The organism is Hyphomicrobium sp. 99 (assembly GCF_000384335.2).
Classification (GTDB): Bacteria; Pseudomonadota; Alphaproteobacteria; order Rhizobiales; family Hyphomicrobiaceae; genus Hyphomicrobium_B.
The window spans coordinates 3,368,208-3,386,949 of the sequence record NZ_KQ031382.1; the positions used below are offsets into that span (position 1 = coordinate 3,368,208).

The 18,742-nt window shown below is 58.7% G+C and carries 17 protein-coding genes; 4 read left to right on the forward strand and 13 right to left on the reverse strand.

All coding sequences use genetic code 11. The annotated features are described in order from the left end of the window. Positions 1-108 precede the first annotated feature (108 nt). The 8 genes from gpmA to acsA form a co-directional block, all read right to left on the reverse strand. Complete coding sequence (gene gpmA / locus G359_RS16295; RefSeq protein ID WP_045836975.1) at positions 109-840, reverse strand: 2,3-diphosphoglycerate-dependent phosphoglycerate mutase; 732 nt, start codon at positions 838-840, stop codon at positions 109-111. Positions 841-993: 153 nt separating this feature from the next. Further along, entirely contained in the window at positions 994-1,977 is a 984-nt protein-coding gene (locus G359_RS16300; protein WP_045836976.1) for a 1-phosphofructokinase family hexose kinase, read from the reverse strand. Between the two features lie 10 nt (positions 1,978-1,987). Next, positions 1,988-2,962 carry a glucokinase gene (gene glk, locus G359_RS16305; RefSeq protein ID WP_371199075.1) on the reverse strand — a complete coding sequence of 325 codons (975 nt, stop codon included), beginning with the start codon at positions 2,960-2,962 and terminating at the stop codon, positions 1,988-1,990. Continuing rightward, complete coding sequence (locus tag G359_RS16310) at positions 2,959-3,246, reverse strand: acyl carrier protein (RefSeq protein WP_045836977.1); 288 nt, start codon at positions 3,244-3,246, stop codon at positions 2,959-2,961. The genes glk and G359_RS16310 overlap by 4 nt, the downstream gene beginning before the upstream one ends. Next, positions 3,243-4,415, reverse strand: a complete 1,173-nt coding sequence (locus G359_RS16315; protein WP_045836978.1) for a dihydrolipoamide acetyltransferase family protein — start codon at positions 4,413-4,415, stop codon at positions 3,243-3,245. The genes G359_RS16310 and G359_RS16315 overlap by 4 nt, the downstream gene beginning before the upstream one ends. Further along, a complete protein-coding gene (locus tag G359_RS16320; protein ID WP_045838132.1) occupies positions 4,412-5,392 on the reverse strand; it encodes an alpha-ketoacid dehydrogenase subunit beta in 981 nt (326 codons plus the stop codon). The genes G359_RS16315 and G359_RS16320 overlap by 4 nt, the downstream gene beginning before the upstream one ends. 5 nt (positions 5,393-5,397) lie before the next feature. Next, positions 5,398-6,402 carry a pyruvate dehydrogenase (acetyl-transferring) E1 component subunit alpha gene (pdhA, locus tag G359_RS16325; protein ID WP_045836979.1) on the reverse strand — a complete coding sequence of 335 codons (1,005 nt, stop codon included), beginning with the start codon at positions 6,400-6,402 and terminating at the stop codon, positions 5,398-5,400. Next, positions 6,399-8,141: an acetate--CoA ligase gene (gene acsA, locus G359_RS16330; RefSeq protein WP_045836980.1), complete on the reverse strand. Its 1,743-nt coding sequence runs from the start codon at positions 8,139-8,141 to the stop codon at positions 6,399-6,401. The genes pdhA and acsA overlap by 4 nt, the downstream gene beginning before the upstream one ends. A 254-nt stretch (positions 8,142-8,395) precedes the next feature. On the opposite strand from acsA, the gene G359_RS16335 reads away from it, so the two are divergent. Both G359_RS16335 and G359_RS16340 read left to right on the forward strand, forming a co-directional pair. Next, positions 8,396-9,157 carry a BON domain-containing protein gene (locus G359_RS16335; protein WP_045836981.1) on the forward strand — a complete coding sequence of 254 codons (762 nt, stop codon included), beginning with the start codon at positions 8,396-8,398 and terminating at the stop codon, positions 9,155-9,157. Positions 9,158-9,307: 150 nt separating this feature from the next. Beyond that, positions 9,308-10,024, forward strand: coding sequence for a protein-L-isoaspartate(D-aspartate) O-methyltransferase (locus G359_RS16340; RefSeq protein ID WP_045838133.1), 717 nt, complete (start codon positions 9,308-9,310; stop codon positions 10,022-10,024). A 54-nt stretch (positions 10,025-10,078) separates the two neighbouring features. Here G359_RS16340 and G359_RS16345 read toward each other — a convergent pair whose 3' ends face one another. From G359_RS16345 to G359_RS21160, 4 genes are all read right to left on the reverse strand, one after another. Continuing rightward, positions 10,079-11,707 carry an MBL fold metallo-hydrolase gene (locus G359_RS16345; RefSeq protein WP_045836982.1) on the reverse strand — a complete coding sequence of 543 codons (1,629 nt, stop codon included), beginning with the start codon at positions 11,705-11,707 and terminating at the stop codon, positions 10,079-10,081. Positions 11,708-11,769: 62 nt separating this feature from the next. Next, the gene (locus G359_RS16350) at positions 11,770-12,672 is read right to left on the reverse strand and encodes a ribose-phosphate diphosphokinase (RefSeq protein ID WP_156150804.1); all 903 of its coding nucleotides are present in this window, start codon (positions 12,670-12,672) and stop codon (positions 11,770-11,772) included. Between the two features lie 23 nt (positions 12,673-12,695). Next, entirely contained in the window at positions 12,696-14,213 is a 1,518-nt protein-coding gene (locus G359_RS16355) for a thymidine phosphorylase family protein (protein WP_045836983.1), read from the reverse strand. 32 nt (positions 14,214-14,245) lie between these two features. After that, complete coding sequence (locus G359_RS21160; RefSeq protein ID WP_082072973.1) at positions 14,246-14,608, reverse strand: hypothetical protein; 363 nt, start codon at positions 14,606-14,608, stop codon at positions 14,246-14,248. Between G359_RS21160 and G359_RS16360 the strand changes: the two genes are divergently transcribed. Then, the gene (locus tag G359_RS16360; RefSeq protein ID WP_045836984.1) at positions 14,549-15,013 is read left to right on the forward strand and encodes a YbhB/YbcL family Raf kinase inhibitor-like protein; all 465 of its coding nucleotides are present in this window, start codon (positions 14,549-14,551) and stop codon (positions 15,011-15,013) included. The genes G359_RS21160 and G359_RS16360 overlap by 60 nt on opposite strands. 269 nt (positions 15,014-15,282) lie before the next feature. Further along, entirely contained in the window at positions 15,283-18,141 is a 2,859-nt protein-coding gene (locus tag G359_RS16365; RefSeq protein WP_245280071.1) for an AMP-binding protein, read from the forward strand. Positions 18,142-18,219: 78 nt separating this feature from the next. Here G359_RS16365 and G359_RS16370 read toward each other — a convergent pair whose 3' ends face one another. Next, positions 18,220-18,726, reverse strand: coding sequence for a flavodoxin family protein (locus G359_RS16370; protein WP_082072974.1), 507 nt, complete (start codon positions 18,724-18,726; stop codon positions 18,220-18,222). Positions 18,727-18,742: the final 16 nt, after the last annotated feature.

The window sequence follows — 18,742 nt, forward strand, 5'->3', positions numbered from 1 at the left end:
ACACGACTAGCGGGCATGTTGGGCCTAGCCCTTAGTGGCTCCTGCCCATTGTGCTTGGCGATGACCGGCGACGTTTCAGAAACTGGAACGTTTCAGCACTGATCTTCGTCAAGTCTTCGAGTTTCGTGCAAGAGAATCGTTCCGCTCCTTTGGCTCTAGATAGCGGCTTTGAATGGGACTGAGTTCGGCATCGAAATCATAGACGAGCGGCCTTCCGGTCGGGATTTCCAGGTCTAAAATATCGTCGTCGGCAATCTTATCGAGGTATTTCACGATGCCCCGAAGGCTATTTCCATGGGCAACGACGAGAAGATTTTGCCCCTTCGTCAGCTGCGGCTCGATATGTGTGTGCCAATATGGCAGGACGCGCGCGACCGTGTCCTGCAGACTTTCACAGCGCGGAATTTGATCGGGGCGCAGCACGGCATATTTTCGCTCGCGTCCAGGATAGCGTTCGTCAGAATCGTCCAACGGCGGCGGCCGCGTCGAATAGCTTCGGCGCCACTGACGAAACAGCTCCTCGCCGGCCACCTTACATACTTCGTCCTTGTTTCGTCCCTGCAGGGCACCGTAGTGCCGCTCATTAAGACGCCAACTTTGCTGGACGGGCAGCCACATCAAATCCATTTCATCAAGGACGATCCACAGTGTCCGGATTGCGCGCTTGAGAACAGAGGTGAAGCAGCGATCGAATCGGATGCCGTGCTCTGTCAGCAAGTGTGCCGCTTCTTTCGATTCCGCCATACCCCTTTCCGACAAATCGATGTCGGTCCATCCGGTGAAGATATGGTCACGATTCCAAATGCTCTCACCATGACGCAATAGAACGAGCTGGGGCATCGCGTACCTTCGTCTTCGAAAGCTTGGTCTTTTGGTCGCCGGCGTTTTTTTCTATGTGAGGTCGAGGTGGCTATCGATGTCCAGGCGTTGGCAAACCCATGCACTAACAATTTCATCGCGGGAGGCCATGTCAGGCGATGCCGATATTTTGACCTACTGGCTTGTCTTAGACAATCTATCTCGCGCGCGATGCGGTACCTCAATCGCTTCTATTGAAACTTCGCGATAAAGGCGTTCGACATCCTTACGAAGGCAAAGTTCAGTTCCCGGCGCCAGTAGCGCAGCCGCTCCGGAGGCAACGCCGTACCGAAACGCAGTCTGCAGATCGTGGCCGACGGCGATGCTCCAAACCATGGCGCCCAGAAAGCTGTCACCTGCACCCACCGAACTAACAGGCTTAATTGGAATGGCGGATGCACGCCAAACATTGTCACGCGTGACCAACAATGCGCCCCGATCGCCCAGCGTCAGCGCGACGATCACGGCTCCTCCACTCGCGACAACGCTGTAACACGCATGAATGCAAGAGTCTTGATCTGCCAGCGTCATATTCATCAATTCGCTCAATTCATTGAGATTTGGTTTGATGAGATATGCACCTTCCCCGATCGCGTGTTTCAGCGCAGGTCCAGACGTATCAAGAATGAACCTTGCGCCCCTCTCCTTTGCCAGCCGCGAGACCTGCGCATAGAAATCTTCAGGGACCCCGGGCGGCAAGCTGCCGCTTGCAATAATGAAGTCTGGTCGACATTCGAGAGAGGCCAGCGCGTCAAAGCAGCTCCGGCATTCCGCTTCAGTCATTTGAGGTCCCGGAAGGGTGAAGCGGAATTGTTGTCCTGTCACTTCCTCGACGACCGCGAAACTTTCGCGCGTTTCGCCTCCGATCGGAATGGTCAGGCTGCGGATCCCCTCCGCATCAATGAGGCGCCGGAGTAACTGCCCGATCGATCCTCCCATCGGATAGATGGCGGTGGCGTCAAGGCCAAACCGGTGCAGCACACGCGCGACGTTGATGCCGCCACCACCGGGATCACGCCGGACAGTCGCGCAGCGGAGCTTTTTGACCGGCACCACGTGATCAACCGACGTCGCCATGTCAACCGCCGGATTTATAGTTAGCGCCGCGATGTTTTGCATATCGTCACTTCTACTGGCGGAACTTCTGTCTTGCCAAACATTGCAAGCCGACAAAGCTTGGATGGGAATGAATAATCACTGCGGTGGGAATACGAGAGAGATACGCTCCAAATCGTCCCTTCGCTTCGAAGCGGCGGCGGAACGGCGAATTGACTAGAAAGTCGACGATGCGGGGCGCGATCCCGCCAGCTACATAGACGCCTCCACGCGCGGCAAATGTCAGCGCAGCGTTGCCGGCGACCGTTCCCAGCATCGCGCAGAACATATCTAAAGCCTCTATGCTGATCGGGCAGGTGCTTTCGAGTGCGGCCGCAGTTATTTCGGCCGCGCTGCGCTTCTTGATCTGCAATCGTTCAATCGAACAAATGGCTTCATAGAGATTTACGAGTCCGTCACCTGATAGCGCTCGCTCAGCGGACGCATGGTTAAAGCGTTCGCGAAGATGCGCTATGATTGCATCTTCCCGCGACGTGCCGCCGGGCAACGTCGTATGTCCCCCTTCGGACTCTAGGACAATCGCAACGTCGGGACGCGGCACAAGGCAGGCGAGCCCCAGACCTGTTCCCGGACCGAGCACCACCGCTGGCGCGGTTGGCACCGCTTGCCCCCTGCCAACCAAGCGCAGATCGGACGGCGCGAGGTGTGGCAACGACCAAGCGATTGCTTCGAAGTCATTGATGACGCAAACATTCCAACCGAATGTCTTGCGCAACTCATCGGCATCGATGACCCATGGGCTGTTCGTCATCTTCACCCGCCCATTTTCTACGGGTCCGGCGACGGCAAGCATAGCACCTGAAATGGACGCTCGATCAAAGTGTCGATCAAATAGCGCCTCTATTGCATCGTTAACTCGTTCATAGTTCGCAACGGGCACCGATTCAATTCGGCCAACTCGATCTGATTCAAGGAGTGCGAATCTCGCGTTCGTCCCACCTATATCGCCCAAAACGATGCAATCTCGTCCGAACGAATGGGCAATCACGAAGTCATATCCTTACTGGGGGCGCCAGCACCTGACGCCGGATAGCCTTTTGCTTTGAGGTAGGCGACGCATCCCGAGAGAGTCTCGAGCTTGCTGTAATCGCGCTCCGGGATGTCGATTCCCGTTTCCTGGTGGAGTGCGATGATGAAGTTGAGCAAGTCCATCGAGTCGACTTCGAATTGTTCGCGGAAGTTCGTATCGGCCGCAAATTTTTCATTCTCTAGGTCGGGTGCAATCTTAATAAGTGTCGATTTTACGAGATCTGTCAGCTCTGCGTCCGTCATAGCATCTCCGGCCTCCTTAGCAGTTGTTCGAAGCGTGAAAGGAACTGGGCCGCGCGCCGACCGTCGCTCACCCGATGATCTCCGGCGACGGAGATGGTCATGGTCCGGCGGACAACGACCTTTCCATCGGTGACCCACGGACGCTCAGAAATTTTGCCACAGCCGATGATGGCCACTTGCGGCGGGTAGATGAGAGGAAAGACCTCGTCAGCAGTCTCCTCTCCTAGATTGGAAAAGGTGATCGTGCCTTCGGAAAGTTCGGAGCTCCTGAGGCGCCCGCCACGCACGCGGCCCACGAGGTCCCGGAGCTTGTCCATGAGGAGATCCAAATTGAGGGCCTCCACTCCGCCGATGGCCGGTGCGATGAGGCCACCGCCGCGCATGGCAATGGCTATTCCCATGTTGACGTTCTGTGCAGGCAGAAAGCATCCGTCAACGTAGTGCCCGTTGAGCTCCGGCGTTTTTGCGAGCGCGAGCGCCAAAGCGCGAATGAGTGGCACCGCGTAAAGCAGTCGGGCGGTCACAGGCCGACGCGCGTTCTCGACCTCGAGCCAAGCGATCAGCGGCGAGACATCGATCGTCGAACTCACATAATAGTGCGGAATCTCGCGGTGCGACTTCGCCATGGCAGCGGCGATGGCCTTTCGCATCTCATCGAATGAGATGCCGGCAGGCGCGCGCGCAGGCGCGGCGCGTTTGGTTGCGTCGACTTGATCGAGACCGATGATCCCGTCCTTGCCCGGCATGATCGTGGCAGGGTCGATGCCAAGCTCAGCCGCCCGGCGGCGGGCGGCTGGTGTAATGGCGGCGCGAACTGCGGAGATTTCCGCTGTCGACAAAGGTATGGTTTGCTTTGGCATTGTTGCGGCGGGCGCTGCTTCGGCCGACTTGGCGAATGCTTTGGGCTCTATACTGACCTCGCCAGGGCGTTCGTCTTTGCCGCGTATCGTTGCCATGATGTGACCAACGGGCACTTTCTCCCCCGGCTTGGCTAGCGTCTCGGCCAGAACGCCATCGTCAAAGACCTCGATCTCGATCGCGCCCTTCTGTGTCTCGACGACAGCGATGATGTCGCCGCGCTGCACGGGATCGCCGGGCTTTTTCATCCATTCGACAAGGGTACCCGCGTCCATATCGGCACCGAGCGACGGCATGCGGAACTCGATCATCGCCGCAACACTCCCTTGACGGCGGCGACGATGGTCTCGGGCTGCGGAGTCGCCGCAATCTCAAGGTGCCTCGGATAAGGAATGGGCACCTCCGCGCTGCATACGCGTGCGACCGGCGCATCGAGATCATAGAACGCCTGCTCCATTATGCGGGCACTTATCTCGGCCGCGAGACTGCCCGAGCGCCAGCCCTCGTCGACGATCACGGCTCGGTGCGTTCTCCTGACCGAGGCCATAACTGCCGCGTCATCGAGAGGCCTCAGTATCCTCAAATCAATCACCTCGCACGAGATGCCTTCCGCGGCGAGCGTCTCTGCAGCGGCGAGGGCCTTCTTGAGACTGCCGCCATACGTAACAACAGTGGCGTCGCGCCCGGACCGCCTCGTCGCCGCCTTATCAAGGTCCACGGCGAGAGCGCCCTCGGCCGCGACCTGACCCTCGTCGTTGTAGAGCGTCGCGTGCTCAAAAATGATCACCGGGTCTGGTTCGCGAAGCGCGGTCGCGAGCATCCCGCGCGCATCGGCGACGGTTGCCGGGGCCACGACCCTGAGGCCCGGCACATGCGCGTACCAGCATTCGAAACTGTGGGAGTGCTGAGCGGCGAGTTGGCGGCCAGCTCCCGTCGCCATGCGGATCACGATAGGTACTGACAGCTGCCCACCCGACATATGTCGGAGGGTAGCCGCGTTGTTGACGATCTGATCGAGCGCCAAGAGACTGAAGTTGATGGTCATGATCTCGACGATTGGGCGCATCCCGCCGAGCGCCGCGCCGATACCGGCGCCGACGAAGCCAGACTCGGAGAGCGGCGTGTCGCGGATGCGCTCCTCGCCGAACTTCTCAAGCAGTCCCTTCGAGCACGCGTAGGCCCCGCCATAGCGGCCGACATCCTCGCCCATCAGGAACACGCGCGGATCCCGCTCAAGTGCTTCTATCAATGCTTCACGCACCGCATCGCGATAGGTGATGTTCCGCATTTTCGTCACTTGTGGACCTCGACGCGCGGAGTATGAACATCCCGGACTAGATCCTCGATGGACTCCCATGGCGCTGCTTCGGCGAATGAGACCGCCTCGCCAATCTCGCGCTTCACGTCCTTCTCGATCGCGTCGATGTCCGCCTCATTTGCCAGGCCGACCATCTTGAGCCAGTCCTTGAACCGCTGAATGGGATCGCGCTTTTTCCATTCCTCGATTTCGGTCTTAGGGCGATAAAGATCGGGATCGAACATGGAATGGGCGCGGAAGCGGTATGTCTTGTTCTCAAGGAACCGCGGGCTGCTGTTGGATCGGACTTCCTGCGCCAGCCGTTGCGCCGCCGCCTCGACCGCAACCACGTCCATTCCGTCGACCGCCTCGGCTGGGATGCCGTAGCTTCTCGCGTGCACGCAGATGTCGGGGACCGACTCCGAGCGCTCGATCGCGGTTCCCATGGCGTACCGGTTATTTTCGCACACGAAGAAGACGGGGAGCTTCCACAGCGCGGCCAGATTGAGCGACTCGTGGAACTCGCCCTCCGCCGCCGCACCCTCGCCGAAGAAGCAGCAGGTGACACGGTTGCGGCCCTGCATCTTGTCGGCGAGCGCGAGCCCCACGGCGAGCGGCAGGCCACCACCGACGATGGCATTGCCGCCGTAAAAGCGAGTCTTTGCATCGAAAATATGCATGGAGCCACCGTGGCCGCGGCTCACACCCGAGACCTTTCCGTACATTTCAGCCATCACGGTCGTCATCGGAATTCCGCGTGCGAGCGCGTGGCCGTGTTCTCGGTACGTAGCGACGATGGCGTCGTCCGCGGTGAGCGCCTCGATGACACCGACCGCATTCGCCTCCTCGCCGATGTAGAGGTGAAGAAAACCGCGGATCTTTCCGGCACCGTAAAGCTCGGCGCACGTTTCTTCGAAGCGGCGGATCAGGATCATTCGGCCGAGCAGCTTCAACGCATGCTCGCGGGTAAGGTGCACTTTGGGGCTGCGCTGAGACGTCATTGGGGGCCCTCGAGCGTGGAGATGTCGCCCTCAGGAAGTCCAAGCTCGCGGGCCTTCAAAAGCCGGCGCATGATTTTGCCTGAGCGCGTTTTGGGCAGACTTCCGCGGAAATCGATCTCGCGCGGCGCGACTGCAGGGCCGAGACGCTTTCGCGCGTGGGCCAGCAACTCCTTCCGCAATTCCTCGCTTTCGCTAAAGCCCTGGTTCAGGCCGACGAACGCCTTGACGACCTCGCCGGCGACTGGATCGGGGATGCCGATCACGCCGGCCTCGGCGACGGCGGGATGCTCCATGAGAATGCTTTCAACTTCGAACGGACCAATGAGATGGCCCGATGATTTGATCACGTCGTCAGCCCGCCCGACAAACCAGAAGTAGCCATCAGAATCTCGCGTTGCGAGATCGCCGGTGAGATACCAACCGTCTGCGAAGCATTTTGCGTAGCGCTCGTCTTCTTTGAGATAGCCGCGGAACATGGATGGCCAGCCGCCTTTCAGCGCGAGCTCCCCCTCTCGGACCGGCGCGTCGATGACGGAGATACCCCGCTCGGTGCGCGCGACGATCGCGGCTTCAATGCCCGGCAACGGCCGGCCCATGGATCCGGGCTTGATGTCCATCGACGCGAAGTTCGAGATCATGATGCCGCCCGTCTCGGTCTGCCACCAGTTGTCGTGGATCGGAAGCTTCAGCGCTTTCTCACCCCACACAACGGCTTCAGGGTTCAAGGGCTCACCGACGCTCGCAATGAAGCGGAGCGCCGAAAGGTCGAACTCGTGCGCCAAATCCGCCCCGGCTTTCATTAACATGCGGATCGCCGTCGGGGCCGTATACCAGACGCTTACCTTCTCCTCGGCGAGCGTGCGGTACCATCGTTCGGCATCGAAGTCCTCCTCGTCAGAGATCATCGTCGAGCCCACTGTAAGCGGGCCGATGATGCCATAGGACGTCCCAGTCACCCAACCGGGATCGGCGGTGCACCAAAAGATATCGTCAGCGTGGAGATCAAGCGCGAAGCGCGCCGTCATGTGATGAGCGATGACAGCAGCGTGCACATGCATGGCGCCTTTTGGGCGCCCTGTGGTGCCGCTCGTGAAATGCAGGATCGCAAGATCCTCGGGATCGGTCGTGGGAATCTCGAATTGCGGGGAAGCATCCGAGATGAGCTGATCGAAATCGTGTCCGCTTTCACCGCCACCGACGAGGATGACATGCTTTAAAAACGGCAGTTCGGCACGGATCGGTCGGATCTTACGTTCATAATGGCGAGGTGTCGTCACGAGAACCGAGGGCTCGGCGATCGCCATGCGCGCTTTCACCGGGGCTGGACCGAATGCGGAGAATAGAGGCGACAGGACAGCGCGGCACTTCCAGGTCCCAAGCGCCGTCACGTATAGCTCTGGGACCCGGCCGAGCAACGTGAAGATGCGGTCTCCGGTGCCGATGCCGAGGGATTTCAGCGCATTGGCGAAGCGGTTGCTGAGTTGGGCGAGGTCGCTATAGCGGTAATCCTTGGTGGGCCGCCCTTTGCCGATCGAACGCAGAGCGACGCGGTGGCCATGACCCTCGGCCACGTGCCGGTCGACTGCCTCATAGGCAATATTGAGCCCGCCGCCGGGGAGCCCGGCGAGTTCCTGTCTCGCAGTCTCCCAAGTGAAGCTCCGCCATGCTTCGTCGTAATCGGCAAGACAGGGAGGATGCGCTGCGCCTGCATGGGACTTTCGAATTACCGGCCAGTCCATCGCGTAGCTCCCAGCCATAATAAACTGCAAATGAGACCGAGTTCAGAAGCCAGTCATTGATCCTCATCATGTACACGTTTCCCGAAGTGTTCTCGCTACTGATCTTTCCGCGGTTTAAGGCATGAACCTCGCGAATAGTTCATCGCCATTAGATCGAATTGAGAATGAGTTTATCGCGAATGCCGCTTTGCCTCTCCTTACTTCAGAGCTGGTACGTCGGCTGAGTATAGCTAGCTTTAATTCGGGAATTCAGCATGAGTGACTTCGAGTCAAATCCCGTACCGCAACAGGACCAATTACAGCTCCTCGCCAAGGTGCGCTCCACCTTGAGAAGCGAGCCCCTCCTCGGCCCTTCGTTCCATCTTCGCGATCTGAGGATAGAAGAAGATGGCTCGCTTATCCTCGACGGAGAAGTCCCAAGCGTTGCAGCGAAGAAACTTGCCCTCGAGCACGTCGCTGCTCTAACGCCTTCGGCCACATGTATCGTCGACCGCCTGCACGTCAAACCGGCGGTCCATATGACGGACAAGGAAATCCGAGTACATGTGCGCAACGGACTGATCGAGGAGTCGAGCTTCAGAGCCTTGGAAATCCGCGAACTCGAGAATGGGGAGCTGCGCCTCATGCGCGGTGCGCCAGAAAAGGTGCTCGGAGTGCTCGATATAGAGGTGACGGATGGCGTGGTGATCCTCAACGGCCGTGTTCCGGGTCTCACGTCGAAGCGCGTAGCTGGCGTCATCGCATGGTGGGTGCCGGGCGTGCGTGATGTCTTTAACGGTATCGAAGTCGATCCGCCCGAGGATGATAGCGCTGATCTGATCGCGGAAGCAGTCCGCGCGGTCCTGGAGAGGGACCCGTTCGTGGATGCCAGTCAGATCAATGTTGATGTGCACGCCACGTCGGTTCGACTCGCCGGCCTCGTGCCAAATGAAACGGAACGGCTTGCCGCGGAGCGGGACGCTTGGTGCATTTTCGGCATAGATACCGTTGTCAACGAAATCAAGATCCAGCCTTGAAGCTATCGTTGAAGCTGAACCGGCACGGATATTTTGATGATTGGCCGCAAGGAAGTAACGCAACTCCCGACAGGCCGCGTGTATGCAGGAGGTTTTCGCCGGCCCCACGGCGAAGATGTTGGCGGTCAAGGGACGTTTGGCGCTAGCGTAATGAGACGATCGATCCTAACGGCATTTGCGCTTGCAACACTTGCAACGGGTGCTGTTGCGGCGGAGGATTTCGTCACCGAGCGGCGCCTGATGGTCCAAGAAATTGAGAGTATGGCAGCGCCACTCGCTGGTGAAACGGGCATTGCAAAGTTTGACCCACGCGTGCTGAGAGCGCTAACCGAAACTCCGCGTCATGAGTTCCTGCCGAAAGAGCTGGCGGGCGTTGCATACAAGAACCGAACGCTCTCCATCGGGCACGGCCAGACGATCTCGCAGCCTTTTATCGTCGCGCTGATGTCGGAGTTGCTGCACGTGAAAGATACGGACAGGGTCTTGGAGATCGGGACCGGCTCCGGCTACCAGACTGCCATCCTATCGGCGCTTGCGCGGGAGGTATACACGATCGAGATCATCCCAGAGCTTGCGACCACCGCACGAAACGTCCTTGCTCGGCTTGGCTATGCCAATGTCACAGCCAAGACGGGTGATGGCTATAAGGGCTGGCGAGAGTATGCCCCATTTGATGCCATCATCGTCACTGCGGCCCCCGATTACGTTCCGCCAGCGTTGATCGAACAGCTCAAACCAGGAGGGCGTATGGTTATTCCCGTTGGCGGTTTACTTCAGGATCTCATGTTAATAACGAAGAAACCGGATGGCATGACGATCAGTACAGCCATCGTCCCGGTTCGGTTTGTGCCTTTTATCAGAGAGTAGTGGAAGGCGCGCCGGCGCCACTAAACTCCCGCTCAGGCAATTTGCGGCTCGTCATCACCGATTTTTGGGCTCTTCTATTGAGTCCGCCAGTTTATCCTCAAGCGCTCTGCGCAGCCGGCGCATGAGGATCCCCCTTGATCGGTCGTCTGCTGCCCGTTCGAACTGCTCACGCAAGTCCAACGTGAATTGCGCAAGTTCGTTGTGCCAGTCCGCGCGACTGACTACCTCCGGCGAGAGGCGGCGCGGAACAGGCTTGGGCCGACTTCCCAGACCGTTTGCCAACAACTCCAATTCGTCATCCAGGACGGGCGCAATGACGCGGTCTTCCGGCATGCCGCCCTGAACAATCTCGTCGCGTAATGCGTTGATCTCCTCGTCCTCGCCATGAATGAGAAATAAGGCACGATTGATCGGTTGGCGTCGACGTATCCAGTCCACAAGCTCAACACTGTCAGCATGGCCGCTATAAAGGTCGGTTTGAACAATGTTGGCTCGCACCTTGACCGCGTCACCCTGGATTATCACGGCCTCAACACCATCAACCAGGAGCCGTCCGAGGGTGCCCTGAGCCTGATAACCGGTAAGCAGAACGGTTGCCTTGTCGGTCCACAACCATCTCTTCAGATGATGACGAATGCGTCCCGCGTCGCACATGCCGCTCGCGGCCATAAGGATCGCGCCTCCGCTCACGCGGTCGATCGCCTTGCTCTCGTCGGCCGTCTCGGTGAAACGGATGTTCGGATTGGTCAGCAGAGATGGCCGAATATCGAGTTCCTCAAGCTCTTGCGCATGCTTTTGAAAGACCTTGGTTATGCGTATCGCGAGTGGCGAGTCGAGGAAGATTGGTACACGCGGGATAGCGCCGGACTGCTGCAGCCGAGTTAGGTCGGCAATGATTTCCTGCGTGCGCTCAACCGCAAAAAGCGGGAGCAGAAGAATGCGATCACCGCGCAGTGCCTCCTTCACTATGCGTGCCAGCAAGGCGCGCCGTTCGTCGGCCGTCGCCCGTGTCCTCTTGCGATTGCCGTAGGTGGATTCGCAAATGACGTAGTCGAAGTTGGCTGGTGCATCTGGGTCGGGCTGGAACAACTTGTGTTCAGGACCGATATCGCCAGAGAACAGAAGCCGAAGAAGCCGTTGATCATCGTGTCCTGTGGCGATTTCGATCTCGATCGAAGCCGAGCCGAGGATGTGGCCAGCGTTCCAGTACCGGACTCGTACACCTTCGCCCACTTCGGTCCAGTCCAAGTACTCGACGGTGCGAAAATTATCCTGACAAGCCTCCGCGTCCTCCTGCGTGTAGATCGGTACCACCTGTGCCTTTCCGCGTTGGGCATATCTCCGGTTCAGGTTTTCAACGTCCATCTCCTGGATATGCCCGCTGTCAGGCAGCATGAAAGACAGAAGGTCTTTTGTACCGCGGGTCATAAAGACCGGCCCCGTGAAGCCCGACTTCCATAGCTTCGGCAACAATCCGGCGTGGTCGATATGAGCATGGGTCTGCAGCACGAAGTCGATGAGCGAGGGATCGAACGGAAAGGGCCTGTAGTTGAGCTCCTTAAGCGTCTTGTGCCCCTGAAAAAGCCCGCAATCGACGAGGAAATTGCACTTCGGTGTGCGCACGAAAAAGCACGAACCTGTGACGGTGCGAGTCGCTCCGCAAAATCTCAGCGTGATGGTCATCGCGTTTTCTCCTGCGGACTTGGCATAACCCAGCCAAGCAGGGGTTAGGCGTCAATAAATGGTCAGCCGGCCGCCATGATTTCCCTGTGCAATGCGTCCATCAGGACATCGTCGAGCATGATCGCATTCGTTGGGTGCGGAACGCTATGTGTCGAGCGGACGGATCGTATGCCCACAGAAGCAAACGAGGGAAGAGCATCTGGCGAGAAAAGTGCATGCGTGATGATGACATCGATTGCCGACGCGCCGGCCGACACAAGTGCCGATGCGCAAGCGATCAGCGTGCCACCGGATGAAACGATGTCGTCGACAATAAGAACAGGGCGGCCCGCAAATATGCTTAAATCGGTGAACGAAATCGCGACAGAGCGGTCGCTACGGCGCACTTTCTGCCCAACCGCATAGGCTCGTCCCAACCGACTTGCCAGGTCGCCAACCCAGCAACGGGATTCTTCGTCGGGACCAACTACAATCGTTCCAGGAGCGATACCGGTTGCGCGAAGCGCGTCGGCAATGGCAGGCACAGCAGAAACATTCTCGGCCTCGATGCCTGGAAATACGCTTCGGATGTCCCTCGTGCGATGAAGATGGGCGTCTACGGTTATGACGCGGTCGAAAGTGCCTGCGAGCAACCGGCCGATCGCTCGCTGGCTGATCCCCTCATTGGCATGGAACGCAGTATCTTGCCGCATATAGCACATGTACGGTGCAACTAAAACGAGCCGCTCGGCACCGTTACGCCGCAACGCCTCGCAAGCAATCAGGATACCGACAAGCTTGTCATTTGGATTATCAAGTGGCGCATAGACGATCGTGACCGGCGCGGCAGGTCCCACCGTGACCCGTAACTCTCCATCAGGAAACCGATGAAATCCGATCTCGTATCCCGCTACGCCGAGCTTCGTCGCCAACCTTTTCGCATCGATGATCCCCGACGTGAGACTCTGGATCGCAACCCGCATCATGCCATCATCCCGCTGCTCTACGATCAATGTCCATCAATGAGATATCCGGTATTCACTTTGGCCGCTGCTACCGCGAGATCGAACTCTGACCGGTCCAAAGCGTAGATGCGATAGAGAGGTTCGCCTTTCTCCGCGCGGTCTCCAATCTTCTTGAGTATCTTGATACCGGCACCCTTGTCGATCGGTGCGCCTGCTGTGCGGGCGAGACGGTTGAGGCACAAACAATCGATGCTAGAGACGATACCATCGTTGGCAGCAGGAATATCGACAGTTAAAGTTCCAAGGTCAGCCCGGCATGGAGAGGGTCCTTGCGCGTCGATGATCTTGTGCATCTGTTTGAGGGCTGCGCCGCTATCCAGAAGTGCCCGCGCTCGAGCATACCCGGCACCCCCTCGGAGCTCGGGATCATATTCAAGCAACCTGGCGGCCAGCCGGAGAGACTTTTCACGCAGGTCTTGGGGCGCATCCGGATGACATGCGAGGACTGCCATCGCGTCTTGGGCTTCGAGGGCCGGCCCGATTCCTCGACCGATTGGCTGCCGGCCATCGGTCGTAGCGACTTCCACAGTTATTCCGAAACGATCGCCGACGAATTCGAAGAGCTTGCGGAGTCGCATCGCGTCCGCGCCGGTCGTCACCTTGGCTGTTGGCCCAACGGGGATGTCGATCAGCAGATGACTCGAGCCGGCTGCCAGCTTCTTTGACATGATCGACGCGACCATCTGCTCGCGAGTATCGAGGCTGAGCGGTCGCTCCACTGAGATGAGTATGTCGTCAGCGGGTGAGAGATTGACATGACCGCCCCAGATGAGACAGCCGTGACAAGCCGATACGACTTCTTTCATTTCTTCGACGCCGAGGTCGACACGTGCGAGCACCTCCATCGTGTCGGCTGTACCTGCCGGTGACGTGATTGCGCGAGACGATGTCTTCGGGATCATCAAACCATGGGCGGCCACGATCGGCACGATGATCATCGATGTTCGGTTACCGGGAATTCCGCCAATACTGTGCTTGTCGACGACAATCGGTCGTTCCCAAGTTAGCCGTGTTCCGGCTTGCGCCATTGCCTTTGCCAATGCGAGCAACTCGTCAGTCGTCGTAAAGCTGGCAGATCCGATCAGGAATGCTGCTATCTCCATATCGGAGTAACGATAGTGGGTCAGATCATCGACGATTGCGTTGATCTCCAAATCGCTGAGTGTATGCCCCTGGATCTTGGAGCGCACCGAATCCAGACTGGCAGGTGGCGCTGCTGGTGTGATGGTCACGAGAGTACCAGCGGATTGTGCGAAACGGTGAAACGCAGGTTCGGCCAATCCGAGATCTTCGGGGCACACTAGCGAATCGTCATCCGTAACAAGCAGTGTGGCGAGGAGCACCTTGGCCCCGAAACGCAGCTCTACTCGGCTGAACGCGCGAAAGACTTCGGCTCGCAGGGCCGTGGACCGTCGTGAGATGACAGCCACATTCTCGCGCCCGGTGTCGAGACTAATACGGCGGATCTTGAGCCGCGGGCGTGAATCTTCGACGGGGTTCATACGGTTGTCCAATGGCAATGAGGAGGAAGGATTTATTCTGCAACGCTCAGACGTCCCTCAACCCCGCAGAATTCGCGGATGACCGGCAATACCTCCCTGCGCCAAATCTCACCACGGAATAGCGAAAAGTGACCTGAGCGTGCCACAATGATTTGCCGGTGCATATGCTGAGAAAGTGAAGTGCAAAGAGCATGCGCGGCGTTCGTCTGCCACCTCTCATTGCTTAACAATCGTGCCTTTTTTACGCAGTGACTTGATCGCCTCGACTTCATCAATGCGCGCAACGTTCGTGATAGGATCAGATTTCGATCGCCAGACTGCAAGTGGAGATTTGGATGGCTATCATATTGGCATCGCCAGCCTTTCGTCACGGCGAAACAATACCCAAGATACATACTTGCGACGGGATCAACGTATCGCCGCCGCTCGAATGGTCTGGCCTACCCTCTGGCACGCGAAGCTTGGTCGTTGTCTGCTTGGATCCCGATGCACCTGGCGGCACCTTCCACCATTGGGCTGCCTATAACATTTCGCCCGAGGAGACGGGCCTTAAGGCGAAATACAAGTCCGGCATGCGTGACCCGCGATTCATGCAGGCCATTAACGACTTCGGTACCTATGGTTACGGTGGTCCGTGCCCTCCCCGCGGGAGCAAGCCACACGCCTATCATTTTCGGCTCAGCGCACTGAATGGGCGCCTCGACGAGATTTCTGCGACGTCGACATGCGATGAGATCATTAGACGTGCCAAAGGCCTTGAGATCGGCGCTGCCGATCTCGTCGGCTACTATGGGCGTTAGCCACCATCGGCAGGGCAATGGCCATGCGGCCCCCGGCCTCCAATTTGACTGCCGCAAGTGCCGTTCGGGATTTGATGCGCCGATGCAGTAATCGAACTCACGATACGCAACGGCACTCGGAGTGCAGTGCACTCGTTCGCGGAACAATCCGGCGCCCTCAAACCTAATTGCCTTAGTGGCCGTTCGGTGAATTGATCCCCGTCATAGCGGTCTCTTCGGCCCCGTAGAGAGTATATTTTTGATTAAAGATCCTTCTACGGAGAGTTCCGTTGAAGAACGGCACCAGTCACCATCCGAGCGTGGGAGCGGCCAGCCCTGGCGGCCGAACTGAGGCCGAAGCGCGCCTTCTAGCGATCGTGCGTGAGCTGGCACAGGAGCTTCAGCCTCGCAAAGGAATGCAGCTCGACGTAGGTCTTGATAGTAATCTCGATCGTGACCTAGGCCTGGATAGCCTGGGCCGTGCCGAACTCATGCTCCGCCTCGACCAAGCATTCAAAGTCCGTCTGCCGGAGCAGTTGATCAGCGATGCTGCAACATCGAGAGATCTTCTCAATGCAGTGCTGACCGCCAAACCAGGAGGTTTCAAATTTACCGGCGAGTTCGATCTTCGACGCACCCAGCTGCCTGAGGTCGTCGAGCCGTCGCATGCCCGCACACTTCTCGAGGTACTCGAAGCGCATGTCCGCGCGCATGGCTCTCGCCCCCACATCCGCCTTTGGGTGAGTGACGAGGAGGAACGGATCGTCACTTATGATGATCTCGATCGTCGTGCGCGCCGCGCGGCCTTTGGCCTGCTCGATCTCGGACTGCAACCTGGCGAGCGAGCGGCCATCATGCTGCCGACGAGCGCCGACTTCTTTCTGGCTTTCTTCGGCGTGTTGATGGCGGGCGGCGTACCGGTTCCAATCTATCCACCATTCCGGCGTGCCCAGATCGAGGACCACTTGAAGCGTCAAGCGGGCATCCTGCGCAACGCGCAGGCACGACTCATCATCACTGATGCGGAAATCCGTCCGCTCGGTGGTCTCTTGATGGGGCTTGCCGAGGACTTGTGCTGGGTCACGACCATTGCCGACCTGAGCCGCGCTGACGAACTGGCAACCCCAGTGCCTGCGTCGTCTGAGACGACAGCGCTTATCCAATACACGTCCGGCAGCACCGGAGACCCAAAGGGCGTCGTGCTCAGTCACGCCAATCTGCTAGCAAATATCCGAGCCATGGGTGAGACGATCGAAGCCAGCTCGCGCGACGTATTCGTCAGTTGGCTACCGCTCTATCACGACATGGGACTCATAGGTGCTTGGCTCGGCAGCCTTTATTTCGGTGCGCCAACCGCCATCATGCCGCCCCTTGCCTTCCTCGCCAATCCGGGACGCTGGCTCTGGAGCATCCACCGCCATCGCGCAACATTGTCCGCAGCTCCAAACTTCGCCTTCGAGCTGTGCATGAAAAGCTTGCGCGATGAAGATCTCCGAGGTCTCGACCTCAGCTCACTGCGCATGGTTGTCAATGGCGCCGAAGCCGTCAGCCCGGGCACGATCAAGCGGTTCACGGAGCGGTTTCATGCCTTCGGCTTCCGGCCCGAGGCGATGGCGCCGGTCTATGGCCTTGCAGAGTGCTCGGTCGGGCTGGCATTTCCGCCCGCCAACCGCGCTCCGATCGTCGATCGTGTACAGAGGGTCGCGTTGACGGTCGATGGCGAGGCTGCCCCGGCGGCACGCGATGATGCAACCGCCCTTGAGTTCGTCGCCTGCGGTCATCCCTTGCCCGGGCATCAGATCCGAATTGTCGACGATGCAGGCCGCGAAGTCGCTGATCGCCATGAAGGACGGTTAGAGTTCAAGGGGCCTTCAGTCACGAAAGGTTACTTTCGGAATCCAGAAAAGACGCTCTTACTGTTCGACGGTGACTGGTTGGACAGCGGTGATCTCGCCTATGTCGCGGGCGGCGACGTTTTTCTGACGGGCCGCGTGAAGGATATAATCATCCGCGCCGGCCGCCACATCTATCCGCACGAACTTGAGGAGGCCGTGGGCAACATCGAGGGTGTGCGCAAGGGCTGCGTCGTGGCGTTCGCCAGCCATGATGAGCGCACCGGCACCGAGCGGCTTGTCGTAATGGCCGAAACCCGCCTCAAGGAAGAGCTGCAGAAAGCACAACTGAGGGAAAGAATTCAGCAATATTCGCTCGAACTCCTCGAAACTCCGCCCGATGAAATCGTGCTCGTGCCGCCCCGAACCGTGCCGAAGACCTCGAGCGGTAAAATCCGCCGGTCTGCAGCGCGGGCCCTCTATGAGGAGGGAACGACTGCCGAGAACAGAGCACTTTGGTTGCAGCTGACTAGGCTGACGCTTCAAGGAATCCTGCATCGCGTCCGCCGCACTTCCAGGCGCGGCGCCGAGCTTGTCTACGCCGGTTATTGGTGGGCGCTGCTGGCAGTCTTTGGCCTTGTGCTATGGCCACTTGTAGTTCTCTTGCCAAGACCGCGGCTGCGTCATGCGCTCCTTGGTGCTGGAGGACACGCGTTCCTGCGCCTCACGGGTATTCCGCTCGACGTGAAGGGCCAGTCCAAGATTCCCGAGGAGCGTGCGATGATAATCTCTAATCACGCGAGCTATCTTGACGGTCTCGTTCTTATTGCTGCAATTCCCGGCGAGTTCAGCTTCGTCGCAAAGCATGAACTTAGCCAGAAGTTCGTGGCCGGCACATTTCTGAAGCGCCTTGGAACAATTTTCGTCCGTCGGGTCGACCCGAAAGGCGGTATCGAGGATACCGAGGCCGTAGTACGCGCTGCTAATCGGGGAGTACGCCTCGTAATCCTTCCCGAGGGAACATTCTCGCGGATGCCGGGGCTGCTACCGTTTCGCCTGGGAGCTTTCCTGGCCGCTACCCAAGCCGGGATCCCCGTGGTGCCGGTGACGATCCGCGGCACGCGCATGATCTTTCGATCCGATCAATGGTTCCCACGCCGTGGTCGCATCTCAGTGGACGTTGGCGAGCCGCTCTTTCCAGATGGCAACGACTTCGCCGCTGCGGTGCGCCTGCGCGATCGCTGCCGCGCCGTCATCTTAGAGCGATCGGGCGAACCTGATCTGGCCCGCGAACGCGTTGAGCTGTCACCGGATTAAGCCCATCAGATCGCCCTGCATGCATTCATTTCGCTAAGTCCCGCTCAAGGCTCAATGGATTCAACCTTTACGGGCGCGTCAACGACTGCGGGGCTTCCTTAGTGCCTCGGCAAAAGCGGAAACTTGCGCACCGGCTTCGCCAGAGGCCACCTGCCGGGCGGTGATGGCGCATGTCGTGCGAGGAGGCCTGCCGACGATGTCTTGCATCTGGGCAAAGGCCGTTTCGCTGCCTCCCCCGCCGAAGGTGCAGAAGAATGCAACATCCGGTAGGCGAGCCTTATTCATGGCGAGATAGGCCCGAACCGGGGACGAGACAGACCACGCCCAGACCGGTGATCCAATAATCACCAAGTCGAAGAGCGAAGGATCGTTCTTTGCCGGTAAAATATTGGCAGGCTGCTTTCGGCGCGCCTCTATAATCGACCTCCAATATCCGAGAAAGCCGGCCCGGCCCTTTGGTTCGACGATTTCCTCGATACTGCAGTTGAGTTTTGCCGAAAGGACTTTTGCTATCCCCTGCGTCGTTCCGGATCGCGAATAGTAAACTACAAGAATTTTCGGCGCAGGCATGATGATCGCCTCCATGTTGGAAATTCATCGT

Excerpts from the sequence above, each read along its gene's own strand:
- gpmA (WP_045836975.1), bottom strand. The coding sequence starts at position 840 with ATGCCCCAGCTCGTTCTATTGCGTCATGGTGAGAGCATTTGGAATCGT.
- G359_RS16300 (WP_045836976.1), bottom strand. The coding sequence starts at position 1,977 with ATGCAAAACATCGCGGCGCTAACTATAAATCCGGCGGTTGACATGGCG.
- G359_RS16310 (WP_045836977.1), bottom strand. The coding sequence starts at position 3,246 with ATGACGGACGCAGAGCTGACAGATCTCGTAAAATCGACACTTATTAAG.
- G359_RS16315 (WP_045836978.1), bottom strand. The coding sequence starts at position 4,415 with ATGATCGAGTTCCGCATGCCGTCGCTCGGTGCCGATATGGACGCGGGT.
- G359_RS16320 (WP_045838132.1), bottom strand. The coding sequence starts at position 5,392 with ATGCGGAACATCACCTATCGCGATGCGGTGCGTGAAGCATTGATAGAA.
- pdhA (WP_045836979.1), bottom strand. The coding sequence starts at position 6,402 with ATGACGTCTCAGCGCAGCCCCAAAGTGCACCTTACCCGCGAGCATGCG.
- acsA (WP_045836980.1), bottom strand. The coding sequence starts at position 8,141 with ATGGACTGGCCGGTAATTCGAAAGTCCCATGCAGGCGCAGCGCATCCT.
- G359_RS16335 (WP_045836981.1), top strand. The coding sequence starts at position 8,396 with ATGAGTGACTTCGAGTCAAATCCCGTACCGCAACAGGACCAATTACAG.
- G359_RS16340 (WP_045838133.1), top strand. The coding sequence starts at position 9,308 with ATGAGACGATCGATCCTAACGGCATTTGCGCTTGCAACACTTGCAACG.
- G359_RS16345 (WP_045836982.1), bottom strand. The coding sequence starts at position 11,707 with ATGACCATCACGCTGAGATTTTGCGGAGCGACTCGCACCGTCACAGGT.
- G359_RS16350 (WP_156150804.1), bottom strand. The coding sequence starts at position 12,672 with ATGATGCGGGTTGCGATCCAGAGTCTCACGTCGGGGATCATCGATGCG.
- G359_RS16355 (WP_045836983.1), bottom strand. The coding sequence starts at position 14,213 with ATGAACCCCGTCGAAGATTCACGCCCGCGGCTCAAGATCCGCCGTATT.
- G359_RS16360 (WP_045836984.1), top strand. The coding sequence starts at position 14,549 with ATGGCTATCATATTGGCATCGCCAGCCTTTCGTCACGGCGAAACAATA.
- G359_RS21160 (WP_082072973.1), bottom strand. The coding sequence starts at position 14,608 with ATGTATCTTGGGTATTGTTTCGCCGTGACGAAAGGCTGGCGATGCCAA.
- G359_RS16370 (WP_082072974.1), bottom strand. The coding sequence starts at position 18,726 with ATGGAGGCGATCATCATGCCTGCGCCGAAAATTCTTGTAGTTTACTAT.